The following is a 20,783-nucleotide window of genomic DNA, read 5'->3' as shown; positions in this document are numbered from 1 at the left end:
CCCCTGATGTCGGAAGTGCGGCGAAAAAAGCGCAGGAATTCCCGTTTACGTCAGTCCGGTGGGACAACCTGTGGCCAAGGATCACCGTCTTGTCCGTGGGGGCGGGGCCGTGGGTGCCCCGGCTGACTTGAACGGAGCGTTGATGAAGGTCTCCTTCCTCATCCACACCATCTACGGCATCGGCGGCACCATCCGCACCACGCTGAACCTCGCGGAAGAGCTCGCCGGGCGCCACGAGGTGGAGATCGTCTCCGTGTTCCGCCACCGGGACGAGCCGCTCTTCGCGATCGACCCCCGCATCACCGTCGTACCGCTCGTCGACACCCGCCCCTCCTCGCCGGCCAACGAGAAGAAGCACGAGCGGCACCTCCAGCCCCCCGAGTACTTCCCGAGGAACGAGGCGCGCCACCAGGAGTACAGCCGCCTCACCGACGAACGCGTCCGCGCCCACTACGCCGGTGCCGGCTCCGACGCGGACGTGGTCATCGGCACCCGGCCCGGACTCGTCGCGTACGTCGCCGCGTTCGCGCCCGCCGGCGCCGTGCTCATCGGCCAGGAGCACATGACGCACAACCACCACAAGCCCGAACTGCGGGCCGAGATGGCCGGGTTCCTCACCCGGCTCGACGCGTTCGTCACCGTCTCCGAGGGCGACGCCGCCTCCTGGCGCGAGCGGATGCCGCTGCCCGGCACCCGGGTGCTGGCCATCCCCAACAGCGTGCCCGAGCCGGTGGTCGCCCCCTCCGACACCTCGGGCACCACGATCATGGCGGCCGGGCGGCTGGCCTCCGAGAAGCAGTACCACGTACTGATCGACGCCTTCGCACAGGTCGTCGCCCAGCGCCCCGAGTGGACCCTGCGCATCTGCGGCTGGGGCAACCAGAAGGACCGGCTGCGCAAGAGGATCGACCGACTGGGCCTCTACAACAGCGTCCACCTCATGGGCCCGCGCTCGCCCATCGAGCCCGAGTGGGTCAAGGGCGCGATCGCCGTATCCACATCCCGCCACGAGTCCTTCGGCATGACGCTGGTCGAGGCGATGCGCTGCGGGCTGCCCGTGGTGTCCACCGACTGCGACTACGGCCCCCGGGAGATCATCGCGGACGGAGAGGACGGCCTCCTCGTACCCGTCGGCGACACCGACGCCATCGCCGGCGCGCTGCTCCGGCTCATCGACGACCCGGAGCTGCGCCGACGCATGGGCGCCGCCGCCCGGGTCAACGCCCGCCGTTTCGACCCGGGGCCGGTGGCCAAGCAGTACGAGGAGCTGTTCGCCGAGCTCGGCGCCGCCCCCACCCACCGCTCCGCCGCCCCCCGGCAGACCCCCTCCGCGCCACCGGCCGGCCCCGTCGCCGGCCCCGCCACCGAGGGCCCCGTCGCGGAAGACCCCGTCGCCGACTGTGTCGCGGCCGGCGACGGAAGCCTCACCGTGACGCTGCTCACCCCCCGCGAGGGCGCCCACCTGGTGGCCGGGGGCCACGACTTCCCCTTCGACGGGCACGGCACCGCGACGGTCCCGGCCGGCACCCCGTTCGCGGAGGGCGTCCACCCCGCCCGCCTGCGCCTGCCCGGCGCCGAGGGTCCCGTACCACTCACCACCCGGGCCGTCGACCAGCGCGGCGCCATGCGCGCGGCCGGCCGCCAGGCCGCCGGCGCACCGGTACGGCAGCTCGTGCCGTACACCAAGGGCGGTGCCCTGCACCTGCGCTCCTGGGTGCGCCCGGTCCACGCCGAGGCGGGCGACATCCGTGTCGAGGGCGGCAGGGTCACCCTGTCCGCGCGGCTGTACGGCGCGGCGGCCGGGCCCGGCGGCGAACCGGCGCTCCTGCTGCGGCGGCGCGGCAAGGCCCCGCTGGAGCTGGCCTTCCCGGGGACGCGGCACGGCACCGACGGTTTCCGCTTCACCTTCTCCTGCACCGCGCCCGCCGCCCGCCAGCAGGACCCACACGATGTGTGGGACCTGTGGCTCCGGCCCGCCCCGGCGGCCGAGCCGGTCCGGCTCGCGCGCGTCCTCGACGACGTCGTGGAGAAGGGCTCCCTCTTCCCCTACCCCCCGGCCGAGCTGCGCAAGAAGCGGCCTTTCGGGCCGGTGCGCGCCGTCGTGCGGAAGCTGGCGGGCAGGCCGCCGGAGCGGGTCGTGGTCAGGCTGTTCCACAGCGCCGCCAACGATCTCGTGCTCAATGTCGTCGACGTACCCACCGCGTGATGTCGGTCACCGGAGCACCGCGCGGGTGCTCGTCCGCTCTCCCTGGCCACACGGTGAACACGCGGTGTCGCGGGGGTGTGGAGGCCCCGATGTCCGCCTTGCGAGACGGTCACGGAGAGTGCGACCATCAGCCCGTCCCCCAGTCGTCGCAAGGTAGGTCGTTCTGTGTCAGCGCCGCATGAAGCCAAGCCCCGCACCACAGCAGTCGTGCTCGCCGGCGGTACCGGCCAGCGCGTGGGTCTCGCGATCCCGAAGCAACTGCTGAAGATCGCGGGCAAGGCGGTCATCGAGCACACGCTGACGATCTTCGAGCAGGCCGAGTGCGTCGACGACGTGATCGTGCTGATGGCACCGGGTTTCGTGCCGGACGTCGAGAAGATCATCGCCAAGGCGGGGCTGACCAAGGTCACGCGCATCATCGAGGGCGGCGCCACCCGCAACGAGACCACCGAGCGCGCCATCCAGGCGCTCGGCGAGGGTCTCGCCGACGGCGAGGACCTCAACGTCCTCTTCCATGACGCGGTCCGTCCGCTTCTGTCACAGCGTGTGATCAAGGACTGTGTCGACGCGCTCGACCGCTACCAGGCCGTCGACGTCGCCATCCCCTCCGCCGACACGATCATCGTGACCCGCACCCACGGCGAGGACGGCGAGTTCATCACCGACGTCCCCGACCGCTCCCGCCTGCGCCGCGGCCAGACGCCGCAGGCGTTCAAGCTGTCCACGATCAAGCGGGCGTACGAGATCGCCGCCGGCGACCCCAACTTCCAGGCCACCGACGACTGCAGCGTGGTCCTGAAGTACCTGCCGGACGTGCCGATCTACGTCGTCGCGGGCGACGAGTACAACATGAAGGTCACCCAGCCCGTCGACGTCTTCATCGCCGACAAGCTGTTCCAGCTCGCCTCCACCGCCGCCCCGCGCCAGGCCGACGAGGCCGCCTACCGCGAGCTGTTGTCCGGCCGCACCCTCGTCGTCTTCGGCGGCTCGTACGGCATCGGCGCCGACATCGCCGCCCTCGCCGAGCGGTACGGCGCCACCGTGTACGCGCTCGGCCGCTCCACGACCGGTACGCACGTCGAGAACCCCGAGCACGTCGAGGAGGCCCTCGCCAAGGCGTACGCCGAGAGCGGCCGCATCGACTACGTCATCAACACCGCGGGCGTGCTGCGCATCGGCAGGCTCGCCGAGACCGACAACGCGACCATTCAGGAAGCGCTGAACGTCAATTACCTGGCACCCGTGCAGATCGCCCGGGCCGCCTACAAATACCTGGTCGAGACCAAGGGCCAGCTCCTGCTCTACACCTCCTCGAGCTACACCCGCGGCCGCGCCGAGTACAGCCTTTACTCGTCCACCAAGGCCGCCATGGTGAATCTCACCCAGGCCCTCGCCGACGAATGGGCCGGCGACGGAATCCGGGTGAATTGCGTCAACCCCGAGCGCACCGCGACGCCGATGCGTACGAAGGCATTCGGCCAGGAGCCCGCCGGATCGCTGCTGTCCTCCGAGGCCGTGGCCCGGACCTCGCTGGACGTGCTGCTTTCCGAACTCACCGGCCATGTCATCGACGTACGGCAGCAGGACCCCACCCGTGGGGCGAGCGAGGCGTCGGGCTTCGAGCAGGCCCTGGCCTCGGTGCTGGACCGACAGGAAGATGTGTAATACTCACCAGATGTGTTCTTCGGGCCTCTGTGTCGCTTTGTGCGAATGCAGAGGCCCGAGTTCGTAAAGCTAGATTCGCCGGCGAGCGAGAGCCTCGCCAAGCAGTCCGTGAAGCCCCCACTTCACACGAGATTTGTCCATGTGAAAAAACCGGCACCCCTCTGGAGCAGGTTCTTCGTGATTTCGACCGCCATTCGCCTGGCACGTGTGGGCAGTGCGTCAGAGCTCACCGCGGCAGTCCTCATGGGACTGGGATATCCGTGCGTGATGCTCGCCGCCCTCCTGCCGAACCTCTGGTTCTTCGCGGCCGCCGGTGCCGTGACCTACGTCGCCGACTGGTATCTGCACCAGAAGAACAGTTACCTGGTCAACCGGCTGAGCAAGGTCAGGGCCGGGCTGCCGATCCGCTTCCTGCTGCGCCAGCTCCTGCTGATCATGCTGCTCGCCCGCGAAGGCCTCGCCGAGCAGCCCGTGTTCTACGCGGCGGTCGCCTGCTTCCTGCTCTTCTTCGGCCTCCAGGCCCCCCAGGGCGCCCTCGCGACCCTGATCCGCCTGCGGCGCACCATGCCGGTGGTCACCCGCAACATCGACCTCAACGCCGTACGCATCCCCGACGCCCCGCCGCGGGCGCTGCTGAGCCGCTCCGCCGAGAAGATGCTGCACCTCGACATCCCCGCCATGGCGGGTGTGATCGCCGCGGTCGCCACCGGCCGGAACGTCCTCGGGTACGCGGGTGTCGCGGCGACCCTCGGACTGGGCCTGCTCTACACCGCGGCCCTCGTGCCCTACCTGCGCCGCAGGCGCCGCGCGCCGGCCGCGGGCGCCGCCCTCAAGGCCGTCGCCACCTGGCTGCGCGAGTACCAGCCGACGGTCGCGCTGTACTTCTCGGGCTCCGACGACTCCGCGTACCAGGTCAACATGTGGCTGGAGACGATGGAGCAGGTCGACGGCCGGCCGCTGATCATCATGCGTGAGCGGAACCTGGTCAAGAAGCTCAACCCGACGTCCGTGCCGATCCTGTGCGTCCCCGGCGGCCAGCACCTGATGGCCATGGACCTGTCGTCGATCCGCGTCACGCTGTACCCCGCCAACGTCGGCAAGAACATCCACATGCTGCGCGTGCCGACCATGAAGCACGTCTTCATCGGGCACGGCGACAGCGACAAGCTCGCCAGCGTCAACCCCTTCTCCAAGGTGTACGACGAGGTGTGGACCGCCGGCCAGGCCGGCCGCGACCGCTACGCCCTCGCCGACGTGGGCGTCCGCGACGACGACATCGTCGAGGTGGGCCGCCCGCAGCTCGCGCCGATCCAGACCTGGACGGGCACGCCGAAGAACCCCATCCCCACCGTCCTCTACGCCCCCACGTGGGAGGGCTGGGACAACAACCCCGGCAACACCTCCCTGCTGCTGGCCGGCGAGAACATCGTGAAGCGGCTGCTGAACGCCCCCCGGCCGGTCCGGGTGATCTACAAGCCGCACCCCTTCACCGGACTCGTCAACAAGAAGGCCAAGGCCGTCGACGAGCGCATCCAGAAGATGGTCGCCGCGGCCGGCGCCGAGCGTGCCGCCGACCCGCGCTGGGCGAAGGAGACCGCCGCCGCCCAGGCGTCCCAGGCCGCGGCGCGCGCCGAGCTGTCCCGCATCGAGGCCCGGCTCGCCGAGCTCACCCGCCCCGGCCGCAAGGGCGGCGACGAGTCCGAGGAGTCGCGCGTCTCGCTCGCCGACCCGCAGCGCCTCGCCGAGATCACACGGCTGCGGGCCGAGTGGAACGACGCCTACTGGCGCTCCATCGGCTGGTGGGAGCACACGGTCGTCACCGGCCCCGAGCCCAAGCTGTACGACTGCTTCAACGAGGCCGACGGCATGGTCTCCGACATCTCCAGCGTCGTGTCCGACTTCATCGCGAGCGGCAAGCCGTACGCGGTGACCGACTCCGCCGGGCTGGGCGCCGACGAGTTCAAGCGCCAGAACACGGCCGTCCGCGCCGCGGTGATCCTCTCCAACGGCGCCACCGAGCTGGACGAGCTGCTGGCGGCCGTGGCCGACCCGGCCGCCGACCTGCTGGCGGACGAGCGGAAGTCGCTCAAGCGCTACCTGCTGGGCCCCGACGAGCCCACGTCCATCGAGCAGTTCAACGCCGCCGTGCGGGCGCTGACCGCCAAGGCCGAGGCCCGCAACAACGGCGTCGCCCAGCGGCTGGCCGGCCAGCGCATCGGCGAGCTCGACCAGGAGGCCGACGGCGCCGGCGCCGAGCCGGTGGGCGCGGCCGTGGACACCGTGGCGGAGAGGGGCGTGGCGCCGGGCGCCCAGGAGAGCGCCGAGGAGGCCACGGTCGCGCACTGACCCGTGCCGGCGCCCGACGCCTGCCCGGCGTAAAGCCGGACGTACACCCCGCGGCCCGTAAGTCCCCCGTCCGAGGCGGACTTACGGGCCGCTGTGCGTGCCGCCGCACCCCACGAACGCCCGAAGGGCACCATGACGGGCGGACTTCGTCCGTCTTCGTCCGTTTGCCGCCAGGCAGCGAATCCAGTGGGTGCCGATGACCGAGAACACTCCCGACGTCAGCGTGATCATCGGGGCCTACGACGCGATGCCGTACCTGGTGAAGTGCCTCGAATCGGTCGAGGCGCAGACCATCGGCGCCGACCGCATCGAGGTCATCGCCGTCGACGACGGGTCGACCGACACCACGGGGGAGTACCTGGAGGAGTTCGCCGCCCGCTCCAAGGTCCCCGCACGCGTCATCCGGCAGGCCAACTCCGGCGGTCCCGGCGGCCCGCGCAACACCGGACTCGCCCTCGCCCGCGGCCGGTTCGTCTTCTTCCTCGACGCCGACGACTACCTGGGCGAGGAGGCACTGGAACGTCTCGTCGCCATGGCGGACAGGGCCGGTACGGACGTGGTGCTCGGCAAGACCGTCGGCGTCAACCGCCACGCCGCCACGTCGATGTGGAAGCGGACCGTCGAACGCGCCGACATCTACCACTCCAACGTCAAGTACACGCTCAGCGCCCAGAAACTCTTCCGGCGCGACCTGCTCGTCCGGCACGGGATGCGGTTCGACGAGTCGCTGACGACCGGCGAGGACGCGCTGTTCACGCTGGAGGCGTACCTGCGGGGGAGCGGGGTGTCGGTGGTCGCCGACCCCACCTGCTACTACCTGGTGGGCCGCGAGGACGGCAAGCACCTGACGAAGACCGGTGGTTACGTCCCCCGCTTCGACTCGGCCAGGGCTCTCATGGAGCTCATCGCCGCCCACGTACCGCCGGGGGAGCGGCGCGAGTTGCTGATGATGCGCCCCTTCACGGTCACGCTGCTGCCCCAGTTCGGCCCGGTCGTCCTGCGGCAGCCCCGCGACATCCTGCTCGCCAAGATGGAACTGGCCGCGCCGCTGATGGCCGCGCACTGGACGCCCGGCCTCGCCGACCGCCTGAAGACCGAGGACCGGCTGCGCCTGACGTGCGTGGCGATGGACCGGCCGGACGCGCTGGTCGACGTGGTCACCTTCCTCCAGACGGGCGACCCGCCGCGGCGGGTGCGCCGGAAGGGCCGCGAATACCTGGCGTACCCGCACTTCCGCGACCCGGCCATGGGCATCCCGGACACCGCCTACGAGGTGCGCGGCGCACCCGGCCCGCTCACCGTCGCCCGCCGGCGGGCCCGGCGGCTCGCCGGACGGCTGGCGGCACGGCTGCGCGGGCGTCCCTAGAGCCGTCTTCGCACGTCCGGCGCCGCCGCGGACGGCGTGTCCACGGGCGTGTCCATCGGCTGGAATGTGCGCGCGCCGGACACCGCGCCTGACATAGATTTCCCACGTGACAGTGGCAAGGCAGTACGTAACGGAAGCCCGCAGGATCGTCGTCAAGGTCGGTTCCTCGTCCCTGACCACCGCCTCCGGCGGCCTCGACGCCGACCGCGTCGACGCGCTCGTCGACGTACTCGCCAAGGTCCGCGGCGGCGGCGAGAAGGAGATCGTCCTGGTCTCCTCCGGCGCCATCGCCGCCGGGCTCGCGCCGCTCGGCCTCGCCCGCCGCCCCAAGGACCTGGCCCGCCAGCAGGCCGCCGCCAGCGTGGGCCAGGGCCTGCTGGTCGCCCGCTACACCGCCTCCTTCGCCCGCTACGGCGTCCGCGTCGGCCAGGTGCTCCTCACCACCGACGACACCAGCCGCCGCGCCCACTACCGCAACGCCTACCGGACGCTCGACCAGCTCCTCGCCATGGGCGCCCTGCCGGTCGTCAACGAGAACGACACGGTCGCCACGGACGAGATCCGGTTCGGCGACAACGACCGGCTCGCCGCCCTCGTGGCCCACCTGGTGCGGGCCGACCTGCTGGTGCTCCTGTCAGACGTGGACGGGCTGTACGACGGCGACCCCTCCAAGCCCGGCACCTCGCGCATCGCGGAGGTGCGCGGACCGGCCGACCTGGACGGCGTCGAGATCGGCTCGGCGGGCAAGGCCGGCGTCGGCACCGGCGGCATGGTCACCAAGGTCGAGGCGGCCCGGATCGCGGCGGCCGCCGGCGTCCCCGTCGTCCTGACCTCGGCCAGCCGGGCCGCCGACGCCCTCGCGGGCCGCGACACCGGCACGTACTTCCGGCGCACCGGCCGCCGCTCGGCCGACCGGCTGCTGTGGCTCGCCCACGCCTCCACCCCGCAGGGCGCGCTCATCCTGGACGACGGCGCCGTGCGGGCGGTCGTCGCGGGCCGGAAGTCCCTGCTCCCCGCGGGCATCGCCGCCGTGGAGGGGGACTTCGGCGCCGGCGACCCCGTCGAGCTGCGCGACACCGCCGGGCGGGCCGTCGCCCGGGGCCTGGTCAGCTTCGACGCCAAGGAGATCCCCCAGCTCCTGGGGCGGTCCACCAGGGAACTGGCCAAGGAGCTCGGTCCGGCATACGAGAGGGAGGTCGTACACAGGGACGATCTCGTCGTCCTCCAGCCCTAGACCGGTCCCAGAACGGCTGAAACTCCCGCCATCCGCCGGAGACCTTCCTTAAAACCGCCCCACGTTCCGCGCAGGACTGGTCAACTTTGTCTCAGGGGTAAGCGGGGTGACAGCACCACGACGCACTAACAGGAGGCCGCCGGTGAGACGAGCGCGCCCAGGGGCACTGCCCCGAGGGACGGCCGAACGCGCCTTGACGAGTGTCGAGGCCGGGGCCGACTTCGACGAGACCGTCCTCGACGACGGCGCCACGGGCCGCCAGTCGGGCAACCAGCCGGAGCGGCGCACCCCGGACCGTCCGGTGTCCAAGCTGTGGCACATCACCCTCAGCGTCTCCGGCCAGGAGGCCCCGCTGAAGGACGTCAGACGGGCCCTGGAGCAGCTCGCCCACGACCACCCGTTCCTGCTCACCAGCCGGTACGCCGTCGACCACGCCGAGATCCGCTACTGGGAGGAGGCGCGCGACCTGCACGACGCCGCCGCCGTCGCGCTGCGCCTGTGGGGCGAGCACCGGCAGAGCGCGGGGCTCCCGCCCTGGGAGATCGTCGGCCTGGAGGTGATCGACCGCGAGACCTACCACCTGCGGATCGCGGAGGGGTACGGACCGCCGCCCGCCGCCCCCGTGGGTGTGCACCCGTACTGACGTACCGGCCGCCGGGTGTCTCGCAGAGCGGGATATGTGATGGATGCCCGCCGGGAGCGCATTACGCTGCGAGTATGACCTCGTCGCATTCCCCCGCCTCCTCCGCTTCACCGTCCGTCACGCCGTACGACGACATGACCCCGGTCGCCCGCGCCGCCTACCGGGCGCGTGCCGCCGCCGCCGATATCGCGCCACTCCCGCGTGCGGCCAAGGACGACGCGCTGCTGGCGATCGCGGACGCGCTGGAGGTCCGCACCAGCGAGATCGTCGAGGCCAACGCCGAGGACGTCGCCCGCGCCAGGGAGGCGGGCACCAGCGAGTCGATCATCGACCGGCTGACACTCACCCCCGAGCGCGTACGGGCCATCGCCGCCGACGTCCGCGATGTGGCCGCGCTGCCCGACCCGGTCGGCGAGGTCGTCCGCGGCTCCACCCTCCCCAACGGCATCGACCTGCGGCAGGTCCGCGTCCCGCTCGGTGTCGTCGGGATCATCTACGAGGCCCGGCCCAATGTGACGGTCGACGCCGCCGCCCTGTGCCTGAAGTCCGGCAACGCGGTGCTGCTGCGCGGCTCGTCCTCCGCGTACTCCTCCAACACCGCCCTCGTCCGCGTCCTGCGCGACGCGGTCGGCGGCGCGGGCCTCCCGGCGGACGCCGTCCAGCTCGTGCCCGGCGAGTCCCGCGACTCGGTGCGCGAGCTGATGCGCGCCCGCGGCCTGGTCGACGTCCTGATCCCGCGCGGCGGCGCCTCCCTGATCCGCACGGTCGTCGAGGAGTCCACCGTCCCCGTCATCGAGACCGGCACCGGCAACTGCCACGTGTACGTCGACGCCCAGGCCGACCTCGACATGGCCGTCGAGATCCTGATCAACTCCAAGGCGCAGCGCCCCAGCGTCTGCAACGCCGCCGAGACGCTCCTCGTCCACCAGGACATCGCCGACGCCTTCCTGCCGCGCGCCCTGGACGCCCTCGCCGAGGCCGGCGTCACCGTCCACGGCGACGAGCGGGTGCAGGCATACGCCGACGGCTCCAAGGCCACCGTCGTCGCGGCCACGGCCGAGGACTGGGAGACCGAGTACCTCTCGTACGACATCGCCGCGGCCGTCGTCGACTCGCTGGACGCCGCCGTGGGCCACATCCGGCTGTGGACCTCCGGCCACACCGAGGCGATCGTCACCACCTCACAGGCGGCCGCCCGCCGCTTCACGCAACTGGTCGACTCCACGACCGTCGCGGTGAACGCCTCGACGCGCTTCACCGACGGCGGCCAGTTCGGCTTCGGCGCCGAGATCGGCATCTCCACACAGAAGCTGCACGCCCGCGGCCCGATGGGCCTGCCGGAGCTGACGTCGACGAAGTACATCGTCACGGGCGACGGCCACACCCGCTAGGGGGCCCGTCGCGGGGGTGGAGTTCGTCCTCTCCCTGCCGAAACCCACCTCCCAGGTCTACTCTGAAGGCGTGCCGGACGACGTGGGGGGCAAGCCGTTCCCGGACGGCTGGGAGCCCGACGACGACCGCGGAGGCTCCGACGAGGACTTCGCCTCCGTGGTGTTCGACGAGGACTTCGTACGAGCCGCGGCATTCCATGAACCCACCGCCGTCGAGCGGCTGTTGGCAGCGGCGCAGGCCCGCGCGGACGCCGAGGCCGCCCGGTCCGGCACGGGCGGCGCCGCCGCCGACGAGGAGCGGTACGACGACGGGTACGGGCGCGGGGGCCACCCCGTCCGGTACGGCGACGGGCCCGGGGACAGCGACGGCGACGGCGACCCCTACGGGGCGCACGGCGGCGCGCTGCGCCCGTACCGGCCCAGCTCCCGCTGGCACCGGCCGGTGGCCTGGGTGCTCGCGGTGGTCATGGGCGTCGGCATGGTCGCCCTCGCCTTCACGGCCGTCTACCGGGGCTCCTCCGGCGGCCGGGGCGGACAGGTGCCGGCGCCCGCCAGCAGCGGCATCGACACACCGCCCCCGACGCCCGCCACGACCGCTCCGTCCGCCTCCGCCCAGTACAGCGGCCCACCGGTGCCGGCGGTGCCGCGAACGCCCTGAGCGTGCCCTCGAGTCGCCACGCGCGGCGCGTTTACCGGGGCTCCCGCCGACCTACCCTGAAGGTATGGCAGGGCGTGGCGACCCGCCTGAGGGGACGCCGGACGGGCTCCCCGGCGGTGGTGAGGACGAGTACCGATCCGTCGTCTTCGACGAGTCGTTCGTCCGCGCTGCCCGCCTCCAGGAGTACTCCGCGCGGGAACGCATGGGCGAGCACGCCCAGGCCGTGCGCTCCCGGCCCGCCTGGGGCCGGACGCCCGGCGCCTCCCGCCCCCGGCCCCGGCAGGGCGCCCTCGTGTTCGTGCTGGTCCTCGCGGTGGCCTTCGCCGCCGTGGTGTACCTCAGCGCCCGCAACAGCTACCAGCCGCTGATCGACCGGCGCGCAGAACCCCTGCGCAGCACGGTCGTCCCGCTGGCCCCGCAGGGCACCGTGCCGGGCGGGGAGCCCGAGGCCCTGTACGCCCGCAGCCCGGCCGCCCAGTTCCGCTCGGGTGCCGCCGGCATCCCCCTGCCCGCCGCGAAGCGCACCGCCCACTTCTCGGAGAGCCAGGTGACGACCGCGCTGACCACCGCACGGGACTATCTGGTGCGGTCCTCGCTCGACCCGGACGTCCTCACCGGCCGGGCCGTGCGGCAGGTGAGGCTGCTGCTCGACCCCGACCAGATGGAGCAGTTCGACCGGAGCGTGAAGTCCCCGGCCGACGACGGCATGCACGCGGCGACCGGCTGGCTGGTGCGCTTCGACACCGCCGAGGTGGCCCTCGCGGACAGCCCCGCACGCGCACGGGGCTCGATGCGGGTGGCCGAGGTGGCGCCCGACCTCCTGGAGGTCACCTCGGACCACACCTTCGCCTACGCGGTCCGCCCGGCCGGGGCGGGCACCGACGCCGCCGCCTCGCTGTTCACCGTCCGCCGCGAGCTGGCGTTCCGCTTCGACCGCGAGGACCTGGCCATGCACCGGGCGGAGCTGCTGACGAGCCGGGTGCAGGCGGGCCCCCAGGAGTGCTCCGCCGACCCGTCCGGCTCCCTCCACCCGCTGCCGGCCGGGCACCGGCCCACCCCGGCGGGACCGGCGGTCACCGATCCGTACGCGCCCGGCAGCCGGACGTCCACCGCGCTGTGCGGCGCCCTGGCCCCGGGCGCCCAGCCGTCACTCCCGGCGGGCTGAGGCGGCCCGTACCGGCGCCGTACCCCAAGCGGCCGTGCCACCCCCGCCCCGGTCAGTCCGTGCCCTTGCCGCTGCCGTTGCCGCTTCCATTGCCGTTGCTCCCCGCGAACCGGTCGCGCAGCTTGCCGCCCAGGTCGCCCGCGCCGCCGGCTATGTCGCCGACCAGCTTCATCAGCGGGTCCTTGCTGGTGCGCACCGATTCGGCGTAGTGGGACGCCGACTCGCGGAAGGAGTCGGTCACCGAGGTGTCCTTGTCCTCCGAGCGGCGCGGGTAGTGGCCGTCGAGAATCCGCTGGTAGTCGCGGCTCTCGGCCCACTTCTTCAGCTCGGCGGCCCGGACCGTGGTGAACGGGTGCGAGCGGGGCAGCACATTCAGGATCTTGAGCACCGAGTCGCGCAGGTCGCCGCCGGCCTCGTACTCCTCGGCCTGCTCCAGGAACGCGTCCACGTTCATCTCGTGCAGGTGGTTACCGCCCGCGATCTTCATCAGTCCGCGCATCGACGCCTTCAGGTCCTGGCCCACCAGCAGCCCCGCCCGGTCCGCCGACAGCTCCGACTTGCGGAACCACTCGCGCAGCGCCGTCACGATCGCCATGACCGCGACGTTCCCCAGGGGAATCCAGGCGACCTTCATCGCCAGGTTGGTGAGGAACAGCAGGACCGTGCGGTACACGGCGTGGCCCGACAGGGCGTGGCCCACCTCGTGGCCGACGACGGCCCGCATCTCCTCCTCGTCCAGCAGCTCCACCAGCCCGGTCGTGACGACGATGATCGGCTCGTCGAGACCGATGCACATGGCGCCGGGCTTGGGGTCCTGGGTGACGTACATCGCCGGGACCTTCTCCAGGTCCAGGATGTAACAGGCGTCCCGCAGCATGCCGTTGAGGTGCGCGAACTGGGTGTCGCCCACCCGCACGGAGTCGGACAGGAAGAGCAGCCGCAGGCTGCGCTCGGGCAGCAGTCCGCTCAGTGCCTTGAAGACGGTGTCGAAGCCGGCGAGCTTGCGCAGGGCGACGAGCGCGGAACGGTCCGCCGGGTGCTCGTAGGCCCGGGACGAGATGCCCGGGAAGCGTGTGCGCCGCCTGCTCGGCACGCTCTCGTGACTGCTGTCGGTCATGAATGCCCCCTCTTCGTACGAGATCTTGCCTCGTCCCCCTGACGGCCCCCAGCGTAGGCGCTGGATCCACGGCGGGAGTGAGCCTGTGGACAACCGTGCGCCGCGAGGAGCGCCCCGGCGTGCCGGACCCCGCCGCCCGCCGCCCCCAGCCCGCCGCGTCCGGGCGGCGGGGCCCGGGCGACACGCTCCGGGCCGTGCTCCCCGTGCCGCTCCTTCAGGCGGCCCCGCTCGCCCGCTTCCCGCCGCGCGGACACCGCGACGGGCACGACAACGACTGAGTCGGCGTGAGCGTGCCCGGACGGCCCGCATACGATGTGCGCGAAGTCTCCGCTCCGACTCCGATGGATAGGTCCTGCCGAAGATGAGCCTCCCCACCACCGCCGCCAGCCTCGTCACGCTCGCCCAGGGCGGCGAGCACGGTGGCAACCACGCCAGCCTCAACCCGTACATCACCGGCGGCGGCGCCCTCGTCGTGCTGCTCCTGCTGCTGTGGATCACCACGCGCTTCAACCGCGACCGCTGAGCCCGCTCCCGCCGGGACCGCCCGCGGCGCCCTGCCAGTAGGCTCTGCACGCATGGGAGACCAGCAAGTGCCGACCAGTTCCGGCAAACGCCGACTCGGCGTCATGGGCGGGACGTTCGACCCGATCCACCACGGACACCTGGTGGCCGCCAGCGAGGTGGCCGCCCTGTTCCACCTGGACGAGGTGGTGTTCGTACCGACCGGGCAGCCGTGGCAGAAGAGCCACAAGAACGTCTCCCCGGCCGAGGACCGTTACCTCATGACGGTCATCGCCACGGCGTCGAACCCGCAGTTCTCGGTCAGCCGCATCGACATCGACCGCGGCGGGCCGACGTACACCATCGACACCCTGCGGGAACTGCGTGACCTCAACGAGGACACGGATCTGTTCTTCATCACCGGAGCGGACGCGCTGTCCCAGATCATGCCGGGCTGGCGCAACGCCGAGGAGCTCTTCTCGCTCGCCCACTTCATCGGGGTGACCCGTCCGGGGCACGACCTCTCGGACGACGGGCTCCCCGAGGGCGGTGTCTCCCTGGTCGAGGTGCCGGCGCTGGCCATCTCGTCCTCCGACTGCCGGGCGCGGGTCGCCGCGGGCGATCCCGTCTGGTATCTGGTGCCGGACGGTGTGGTGCGCTACATCGACAAGCGCCAGTTGTACCGGGGCGAATGAGCCACGGAGAGGGGCACCGGTGAACGACCAGCAGAACCCGTACGACCCGTACTACCCGCCGCAGCCGCAGATCGTCGGCTACGACGCCTACGGGCAGCCGGTGTACCAGCAGGCCCAGCAGCACGAGGCGCAGCAGCACGACCCCCGGCAGTATGAGCAGCAGCAGTACGACCCGTACGCGCAGCCGCAGCAGTCCTACGGCTACGAACAGACCTACGACCCGGGCTACGACCGGTCGTACGCGCAGCAGGGGTACGGGTACGAGGGCTACGCCACCACCGGGTACGACACCGCCCCGCAGCAGCCCGCGCCGCAGCCCCTCCACGAGCCGGAACCCCAGCCCCAGGCCCATCAGGCCTACCAGGCCCCCGCCCAGCCCCAGGCCCACCAGCCCCAGCCTCAGCAGCGGCCCCAGCCGCAGCAGCAGTACCCGCAGACCCCGGCCGCCCCCGGCGCCACCGTGCCCGGGCCGCGCCGCCCCGCGACCGGGCCGGAGCGCGGGGAGGCCGAGCGCGGCGAGGCGGGGCGCGAGTACCGCACCGAGCAGTTCTCCTTCGTCGAGGACCCGGACGAGGACTCCGAGGACGTCATCGACTGGCTCAAGTTCACCGAGAGCCGCTCCGAGCGCCGCGAGGAGGCCCGGCGACGCGGACGCAACCGGGTCGTGGCGCTCGTCGTCGTCCTGGCCGTCGCTCTCATCGGCGGCGTCGGGTACCTGTGGGCCGCCGGCAAGATCCCCGGCATGGGCGACCAGGAGACCGGGCAGGGCGCCACCACGAGCGGCCCGCAGAAGCGGGACGTGATCGTGCTGCACCTGCACAACACCCGCAACAAGGAGACCTCCACGGCGCTGCTGGTCAACAACGCCACCACCAAGCAGGGCACGACCGTCCTGCTGCCGAACTCGCTCTCCGTCGCCAACGACGACGGCACCAGCACCACGCTCGCCAAGTCCGTCGACGACGACGGCTCCACCGGCACCCGCGAGGCCATCGGCACCCTGCTCGGGACGGAGATCACCGGCACGTGGCGGCTCGACACCCCGTACCTGGAGAACCTGGTCGAGCTGGTCGGCGGCATCGAGGTCAGCACCGACACCGACGTCCCCGGCGCCAAGAAGGGCGACGCGCCCCTGGTGACCAAGGGCGAGAACCAGACCCTGAACGGGCGCATGGCCGTCGCCTACGCCACCCACCGCGGCGAGGGCGAGGCGGAGGCCCGGCAGCTCGAGCGGTTCGGGCAGGTCATCCGTGGCGTGCTGCGGAAGATGTCCGACGATCCGCAGTCCGCGACGGTCACCATCCAGACGCTGGCGCAGATCCTGGACCCGTCCCTGCCGGAGAAGGACCTGGGCGCCTCCCTGGCCAAGCTCGCCGAACACGCCAAGGTCGGCGACCACAAGACCGCGCTGCTGCCCGTCCAGGAGGACGGCACGCTCAGCGAGCAGGCCACCAACAGTGTGGTGAAGGACATCCTGGGCGGTTCGGTCAGCGCTCCGGAGCAGGGCGCGGCCGTACGGGTCGCGGTCAGGAACGGCTCCGGCGACGAGGACGCCACCGAGGCGGCACGCGTCCGGCTGATCAACGGCGGCTACGCCGTCATCGGCGGCACGAAGGCCGACACGGAGGAATCGTCGCAGGTCATCTATGGTGACGCGGCGCAGAAGGTGACGGCCGAGGAGGTCGCCAAGACCCTGGGCCTGCCCGCCGGCGCCGTACGGAAGGGGACGGCCACGGCCAACGCGGACGTCACGGTCGTCCTGGGCCGGGACTACGACGCCGGGTAGGCGGCCGAGCGGTGCCCGGCACGGGGCCGGGTAATCGTTTGCCGGGCTGTCGGCGGTACGTGAGACCCTGGAAGGGTTCTGGACCGCCGACGAAAGCCTGCATGTGACCGCCACTGACCGCTCCATCGAGCTCGTGACCGCCGCCGCCCAGGCGGCTGCCGACCGGCTCGCGCACGACATCATCGCCTACGACGTCAGCGACGTGCTGTCGATCACCGACGCCTTCCTGCTCGCCTCCGCGCCCAACGACCGCCAGGTCAAGTCGATCGTCGACGAGATCGAGGAGCGGCTGAACAAGGAGCTGGGCGCCAAGCCGGTCCGCCGCGAGGGCGACCGCGACGCCCGCTGGATCCTGCTGGACTACGTGGACATCGTCGTCCACGTCCAGCACAGCGAGGAGCGGGTCTTCTACGCCCTGGAGCGGCTGTGGAAGGACTGCCCCGAGCTGCCGCTGCCCGAGGACGCCCTGAAGACCCGCGGCAAGGCCGAGGAGCACGCCCGGCTGAGCGGCGTCGACGGCCCGGACGGCTCCGGCGGCCCGGACGGTGAGCTGAGCTGAACGGCAGCAAGGGCGGCAGGGGCCGCCGCATCGTCCTCTGGCGGCACGGCCAGACGTCGTGGAACCTGGAGCGCCGTTTCCAGGGCTCCACGGACATCGAGCTGACCGAGACCGGCATCGCGCAGGCGCGCCGTGCCGCGCGGCTGCTCGCCGCGCTGAAGCCCGACGCGATCATCGCCTCGGACCTGAAGCGCGCGGCGGCCACGGCCGCCGAGCTGGCGGCCATCACCGGGCACCAGGTCAACCACGACTCCGCGCTGCGCGAGACGTACGCGGGCGAATGGCAGGGGCTCACCCACGACGAGATCCTGGAGCGGCACGGCGAGCAGTACGCCGCGTGGAAGCGCGGCGAGCCGGTGCGGCGCGGCGGTGGCGAGCTGGAGACCGAGGTGGCCGACCGGGCCGCCCCCGTGGTGCTGGGGCACGCCGACAAGCTGCCCGAGGGGGGCACGCTCGTCGTGGTCAGCCACGGCGGCACGATCCGCACCACCATCGGCCGGCTCCTCGGCCTGGAGGCGCGGCACTGGGAGGGCCTGGGCGGGCTCTCGAACTGCTGCTGGTCGGTGCTGGGCGAGGGCGCGCGCGGCTGGCGCCTGCTGGAACACAACGCCGGAACGCTGCCGGAACCGGTCCTCGGCGACGACGACTGACCCGGATTTCACTTTCCGGCAGGTCACAGGCTAAAGTTCTTCTTGTTCGCAGCGCGGAGCGCGAAGAACACGAGGGGCTATAGCTCAGTTGGTAGAGCGCCTGCATGGCATGCAGGAGGTCAGGAGTTCAATTCTCCTTAGCTCCACAGTCACCGAATCCCGTCCCCACCAGGGGGCGGGATTCGTGTTTTCCGTCCCCCCTTGCCCGGCCGGGGCCCCGGCCCCGGCCGGGCTCCTGTCCGTGGCGGCCCGGCCCCGGGCCGGCCGCGTCAGACCGCGTCCGCGCCCCGGGCGCACAGGTTCTCGATGGCCCGAGAGCTCTCCTCGTCGTTCGCGGTGTACGTCACGATCCGGCACTCCGGCATGCCGTTGATCGACAGGGACACCGATGTCATCCGTACCTCCCCCACGGCGCAGTGCCGGAAGGTCTTCACCCGGGGGCCGGGCGGCACGACGTCCCCGCTCTCCCACAGCTCGGCGAAGTACGCGCTGGCCGAGCACAGCCGGGCGATGAACGACTCCCACGCCGGCTCACCGACATGGCGCCCGTACGCCCCGCGCAACTGCGCCACCATCAGGGGCAGCTCGGTCTGCCTGTCGACGAGGGGGCACACCGGGCCGGGCACGGTGAACAGCGTCCACAGCACATTGCGCATCCCCTGGGCGGCCTTTCCGGCGCTGTCGAACAGCAGCCGGTAGGCCCGGTTGGTGGCGAGGATGTCGTACCGCGTGTTGTAGACCACGCTGGGTCGCGGGTCGAGGGCGTCGAGGATGCCCTGGATCTCCGGGCTGATCTCGTCCACGTCCACCGCCCGGTCCGGCGCGTACGGCACCCCGGCCAGGTGGTAGAGGTGCTCCCGCTCCGGCCGGTCGAGCCGCAGGGTGCGCGCCACCGCGTCCAGGACCTGCGCCGAGGCGTTGATCGGCCGGCCCTGCTCCAGCCACGTGTACCAGGTCACGCCCACCCCGGAGAGCTGGGCGACCTCCTCGCGGCGCAGCCCGGGCGTACGGCGGCGCAGCCCCGGCGGCAGGCCCACGTCCGCCGGTGTCACCCGGGCCCGGCGGCCGCGCAGGAAGGCAGCCAGCTCGTGCCGCCGCCGCGGCTGCCCCGTGCGCTCCTGCTGTGTCGCCATCGTCGTCACGCCCCCCATGGTCGATGGACCGCCCCACCCGTGCCAGGTGCTGTCAGTACCAGCATCAGCGGGCTCTCGTTACCCGTATCGGAACGTCGGCAGGCTCGGAGCCATGACGACGACCGCGACAAGTCCCGGACTCAGTAAAGACGGTGGCACTGACAAGCGGCTGCGGCCGCTGCTCGGCGTGGTGCTCGCCGCCCAGTTCATGGCGCTGCTCGACACCTTCATCGTCAACGTGGCCGCCCCCACCATCCGTACCGGACTGGGCGCGTCGGGAGCCGCTCTGCAACTGGTCGTCGCCGGTTACACCATCACGTACGCGGTCCTGCTGATCACCGGCGCCCGCCTCGGCGACCTGCTCGGGCACCGCCGGGCGTACCTCGGCGGGCTCGCCCTGTTCACGGCCTCCTCGCTCGCCTGCGGCCTGGCCGGGAGCGCCGGCCAGCTCATCGCCTTCCGGCTGGCCCAGGGGGCCGGAGCGGCGCTGCTGATCCCCCAGGTCCTCAGCCTCATCCAGCGGCACTTCACCGGCGAGGGACGGGTGCGCGCCCTGGGCGCCTACTCGGCGGTGCTCGCCACCGGAGCGGCGGCCGGCCAGGTGGTCGGCGGCGTCCTGGTCAGCGCCGACCTGTTGGGCACCGGCTGGCGCCCCGTCTTCCTGGTCAACGTGCCGATCGGACTCGTCCTGCTGGTCCTGGGCGTACGCGTGCTGCCGCGCGACCGGCACGACGCCCCCGCGCACGCCCGCGGCCTCGACCTGGTGGGACTGGTGCTCCTGGCCGCCGCCGTCTCGCTGCTCACCGTGCCGCTGGTGCTGGGCCAGGAGCAGGGCTGGCCCGCCTGGTGCTGGGCGTCCCTGGCCCTGTCGGCCGTCGTGTTCGCGGCGTTCCGCGCGTACGAGGCGGGGCTCGCGCGGCGCGGCGGTGCCCCGCTGATCGCCCCGCGCGTGCTGCGCATCCCCGGCATGGGCCTCGCGGTGGTGCGGATCGCCGTGGCGATGGGCGTCAACGCGGGATTCCTGTTCGCCATGACCCTGCACTTCCAGGGCGGCCTCGCGTACGGCGCGCTGCGGGCCGGACTGACCTTCGCCCCGACGGCCGTCGTCTTCGGCGTGGTCGGCCTGACCTGGCGGCGCTGGCCCGCCGCCCTCCGGCGTGCGCTGGTGCCGGGCGGGTTCCTGATCAGCGCCGCCTCCGCGCTGGCGTCCGGCTGGGCGCTGCGCGACGGACACAGCGGCGGCCCGCTGATGTACGGGGCGTTCATCGCGCTGGGCGGTGGCCTGGCCCTCGCGTTCAGCCCCGTCCTGACCGGCGCCCTGGCGACCGTACGCCAGGAGGACGCGGCCGACGCCAGCGGCCTGCTGGCGACCGTCACCCAGCTCGGTCAGCTCCTCGGTGTCGCGACCTTTGGCACACTCTTCCTCAGCCGTCTGACCGCGCCGGGGAGCCAGGTGTCGGCCGATGCGCTGTGGGTATGTGCCCTGGCGCTGGCCGTCGCGTCGATCATGGGGGCGTCGGCGGGACTGGTGCGCCGACCCCGCTGATCCTCCTGCCCGGCCATGGCAGAATCGGACGGCCGGAGGGGGACGACGATCCGGACGGGAGGGAGTGCGCGATGTCGGCCAGCGGTTCCGAGGATGCTTCCGACCCGCTCACCGCGGCGCGG

At 72.3% G+C, this 20,783-nt stretch carries 18 protein-coding genes and 1 tRNA gene; 17 read left to right on the top strand and 2 right to left on the bottom strand.

Annotation, left to right across the window (positions count from 1 at the left end):
* Window positions 1-142: 142 nt before the first annotated feature.
* The 9 genes from E2B92_RS13665 to E2B92_RS13625 all read left to right on the top strand — a co-directional run bounded on the left by E2B92_RS13665 (window position 143) and on the right by E2B92_RS13625 (window position 12,674).
* A complete protein-coding gene (locus E2B92_RS13665) occupies window positions 143-2,206 on the top strand; it encodes a glycosyltransferase family 4 protein (RefSeq protein ID WP_133087535.1) in 2,064 nt (687 codons plus the stop codon).
* A 165-nt stretch (window positions 2,207-2,371) separates the two neighbouring features.
* Entirely contained in the window at window positions 2,372-3,871 is a 1,500-nt protein-coding gene (locus E2B92_RS13660; protein WP_126888162.1) for a bifunctional cytidylyltransferase/SDR family oxidoreductase, read from the top strand.
* A 177-nt stretch (window positions 3,872-4,048) separates the two neighbouring features.
* On the top strand, window positions 4,049-6,217 hold the full coding sequence (locus E2B92_RS13655) for a hypothetical protein (protein WP_235023804.1): 2,169 nt from the start codon (window positions 4,049-4,051) through the stop codon (window positions 6,215-6,217).
* 196 nt (window positions 6,218-6,413) lie between these two features.
* Window positions 6,414-7,583, top strand: a complete 1,170-nt coding sequence (locus E2B92_RS13650; RefSeq protein ID WP_126888161.1) for a glycosyltransferase family 2 protein — start codon at window positions 6,414-6,416, stop codon at window positions 7,581-7,583.
* A 106-nt stretch (window positions 7,584-7,689) separates the two neighbouring features.
* Window positions 7,690-8,817, top strand: a complete 1,128-nt coding sequence (gene proB / locus E2B92_RS13645; protein ID WP_126888160.1) for a glutamate 5-kinase — start codon at window positions 7,690-7,692, stop codon at window positions 8,815-8,817.
* Between the two features lie 142 nt (window positions 8,818-8,959).
* Entirely contained in the window at window positions 8,960-9,460 is a 501-nt protein-coding gene (locus tag E2B92_RS13640; RefSeq protein ID WP_126888159.1) for a hypothetical protein, read from the top strand.
* A 74-nt stretch (window positions 9,461-9,534) separates the two neighbouring features.
* Window positions 9,535-10,851 (top strand): glutamate-5-semialdehyde dehydrogenase, encoded by a 1,317-nt coding sequence (locus tag E2B92_RS13635; protein ID WP_126888158.1) that lies wholly within the window; start codon window positions 9,535-9,537, stop codon window positions 10,849-10,851.
* A 70-nt stretch (window positions 10,852-10,921) separates the two neighbouring features.
* Window positions 10,922-11,509: an SCO2584 family spore wall biosynthesis protein gene (locus tag E2B92_RS13630; protein ID WP_126888157.1), complete on the top strand. Its 588-nt coding sequence runs from the start codon at window positions 10,922-10,924 to the stop codon at window positions 11,507-11,509.
* A 64-nt stretch (window positions 11,510-11,573) separates the two neighbouring features.
* The gene (locus E2B92_RS13625; RefSeq protein ID WP_126888156.1) at window positions 11,574-12,674 is read left to right on the top strand and encodes an SCO2583 family membrane protein; all 1,101 of its coding nucleotides are present in this window, start codon (window positions 11,574-11,576) and stop codon (window positions 12,672-12,674) included.
* A gap of 52 nt (window positions 12,675-12,726) precedes the next feature.
* Here the strand turns inward: E2B92_RS13625 and E2B92_RS13620 are convergent, their stop codons facing one another.
* Window positions 12,727-13,791 (bottom strand): M48 family metallopeptidase, encoded by a 1,065-nt coding sequence (locus E2B92_RS13620; RefSeq protein ID WP_126888155.1) that lies wholly within the window; start codon window positions 13,789-13,791, stop codon window positions 12,727-12,729.
* A gap of 77 nt (window positions 13,792-13,868) precedes the next feature.
* Between E2B92_RS13620 and E2B92_RS13615 the strand changes: the two genes are divergently transcribed.
* The 7 genes from E2B92_RS13615 (at window position 13,869) to E2B92_RS13590 (ending at window position 18,128) form a co-directional block, all read left to right on the top strand.
* A complete protein-coding gene (locus E2B92_RS13615; protein WP_126888154.1) occupies window positions 13,869-14,069 on the top strand; it encodes a hypothetical protein in 201 nt (66 codons plus the stop codon).
* 83 nt (window positions 14,070-14,152) lie between these two features.
* Window positions 14,153-14,314, top strand: coding sequence for a hypothetical protein (locus E2B92_RS32965; protein WP_179166370.1), 162 nt, complete (start codon window positions 14,153-14,155; stop codon window positions 14,312-14,314).
* Window positions 14,315-14,366: 52 nt separating this feature from the next.
* Complete coding sequence (gene nadD / locus E2B92_RS13610) at window positions 14,367-14,987, top strand: nicotinate-nucleotide adenylyltransferase (RefSeq protein ID WP_084895025.1); 621 nt, start codon at window positions 14,367-14,369, stop codon at window positions 14,985-14,987.
* A 19-nt stretch (window positions 14,988-15,006) separates the two neighbouring features.
* Window positions 15,007-16,773, top strand: a complete 1,767-nt coding sequence (locus E2B92_RS13605; protein WP_133087534.1) for a LytR C-terminal domain-containing protein — start codon at window positions 15,007-15,009, stop codon at window positions 16,771-16,773.
* Between the two features lie 103 nt (window positions 16,774-16,876).
* Window positions 16,877-17,332: a ribosome silencing factor gene (rsfS, locus tag E2B92_RS13600; protein WP_126888844.1), complete on the top strand. Its 456-nt coding sequence runs from the start codon at window positions 16,877-16,879 to the stop codon at window positions 17,330-17,332.
* Window positions 17,329-17,982 carry a histidine phosphatase family protein gene (locus E2B92_RS13595; RefSeq protein ID WP_126888843.1) on the top strand — a complete coding sequence of 218 codons (654 nt, stop codon included), beginning with the start codon at window positions 17,329-17,331 and terminating at the stop codon, window positions 17,980-17,982. The genes rsfS and E2B92_RS13595 overlap by 4 nt, the downstream gene beginning before the upstream one ends.
* 73 nt (window positions 17,983-18,055) lie before the next feature.
* Window positions 18,056-18,128, top strand: a tRNA-Ala gene (locus tag E2B92_RS13590).
* Window positions 18,129-18,251: 123 nt separating this feature from the next.
* On the opposite strand, the gene E2B92_RS13585 is transcribed toward E2B92_RS13590, so the two are convergent.
* Window positions 18,252-19,133 (bottom strand): helix-turn-helix transcriptional regulator, encoded by an 882-nt coding sequence (locus E2B92_RS13585; protein WP_185923765.1) that lies wholly within the window; start codon window positions 19,131-19,133, stop codon window positions 18,252-18,254.
* A 94-nt stretch (window positions 19,134-19,227) separates the two neighbouring features.
* On the opposite strand from E2B92_RS13585, the gene E2B92_RS13580 reads away from it, so the two are divergent.
* Entirely contained in the window at window positions 19,228-20,661 is a 1,434-nt protein-coding gene (locus E2B92_RS13580; protein WP_126888841.1) for an MFS transporter, read from the top strand.
* Window positions 20,662-20,783 lie beyond the last annotated feature (122 nt).

Source organism: Streptomyces sp. WAC05374, from assembly GCF_004353505.1.
In the GTDB taxonomy this organism is placed as follows: Bacteria; Actinomycetota; Actinomycetes; order Streptomycetales; family Streptomycetaceae; genus Streptomyces.
Note: the sequence above shows the minus strand (reverse complement) of the source record. Positions and strands in the feature narration are given on the sequence as shown.

Coding starts and splice junctions, on each gene's coding strand:
- E2B92_RS13665 (WP_133087535.1), top strand. CDS start 143: ATGAAGGTCTCCTTCCTCATCCACACCATCTACGGCATCGGCGGCACC.
- E2B92_RS13650 (WP_126888161.1), top strand. CDS start 6,414: ATGACCGAGAACACTCCCGACGTCAGCGTGATCATCGGGGCCTACGAC.
- E2B92_RS13635 (WP_126888158.1), top strand. CDS start 9,535: ATGACCTCGTCGCATTCCCCCGCCTCCTCCGCTTCACCGTCCGTCACG.
- E2B92_RS13625 (WP_126888156.1), top strand. CDS start 11,574: ATGGCAGGGCGTGGCGACCCGCCTGAGGGGACGCCGGACGGGCTCCCC.
- E2B92_RS13620 (WP_126888155.1), bottom strand. CDS start 13,791: ATGACCGACAGCAGTCACGAGAGCGTGCCGAGCAGGCGGCGCACACGC.
- E2B92_RS32965 (WP_179166370.1), top strand. CDS start 14,153: ATGAGCCTCCCCACCACCGCCGCCAGCCTCGTCACGCTCGCCCAGGGC.
- nadD (WP_084895025.1), top strand. CDS start 14,367: ATGGGAGACCAGCAAGTGCCGACCAGTTCCGGCAAACGCCGACTCGGC.
- E2B92_RS13585 (WP_185923765.1), bottom strand. CDS start 19,133: ATGGGGGGCGTGACGACGATGGCGACACAGCAGGAGCGCACGGGGCAG.
- E2B92_RS13580 (WP_126888841.1), top strand. CDS start 19,228: ATGACGACGACCGCGACAAGTCCCGGACTCAGTAAAGACGGTGGCACT.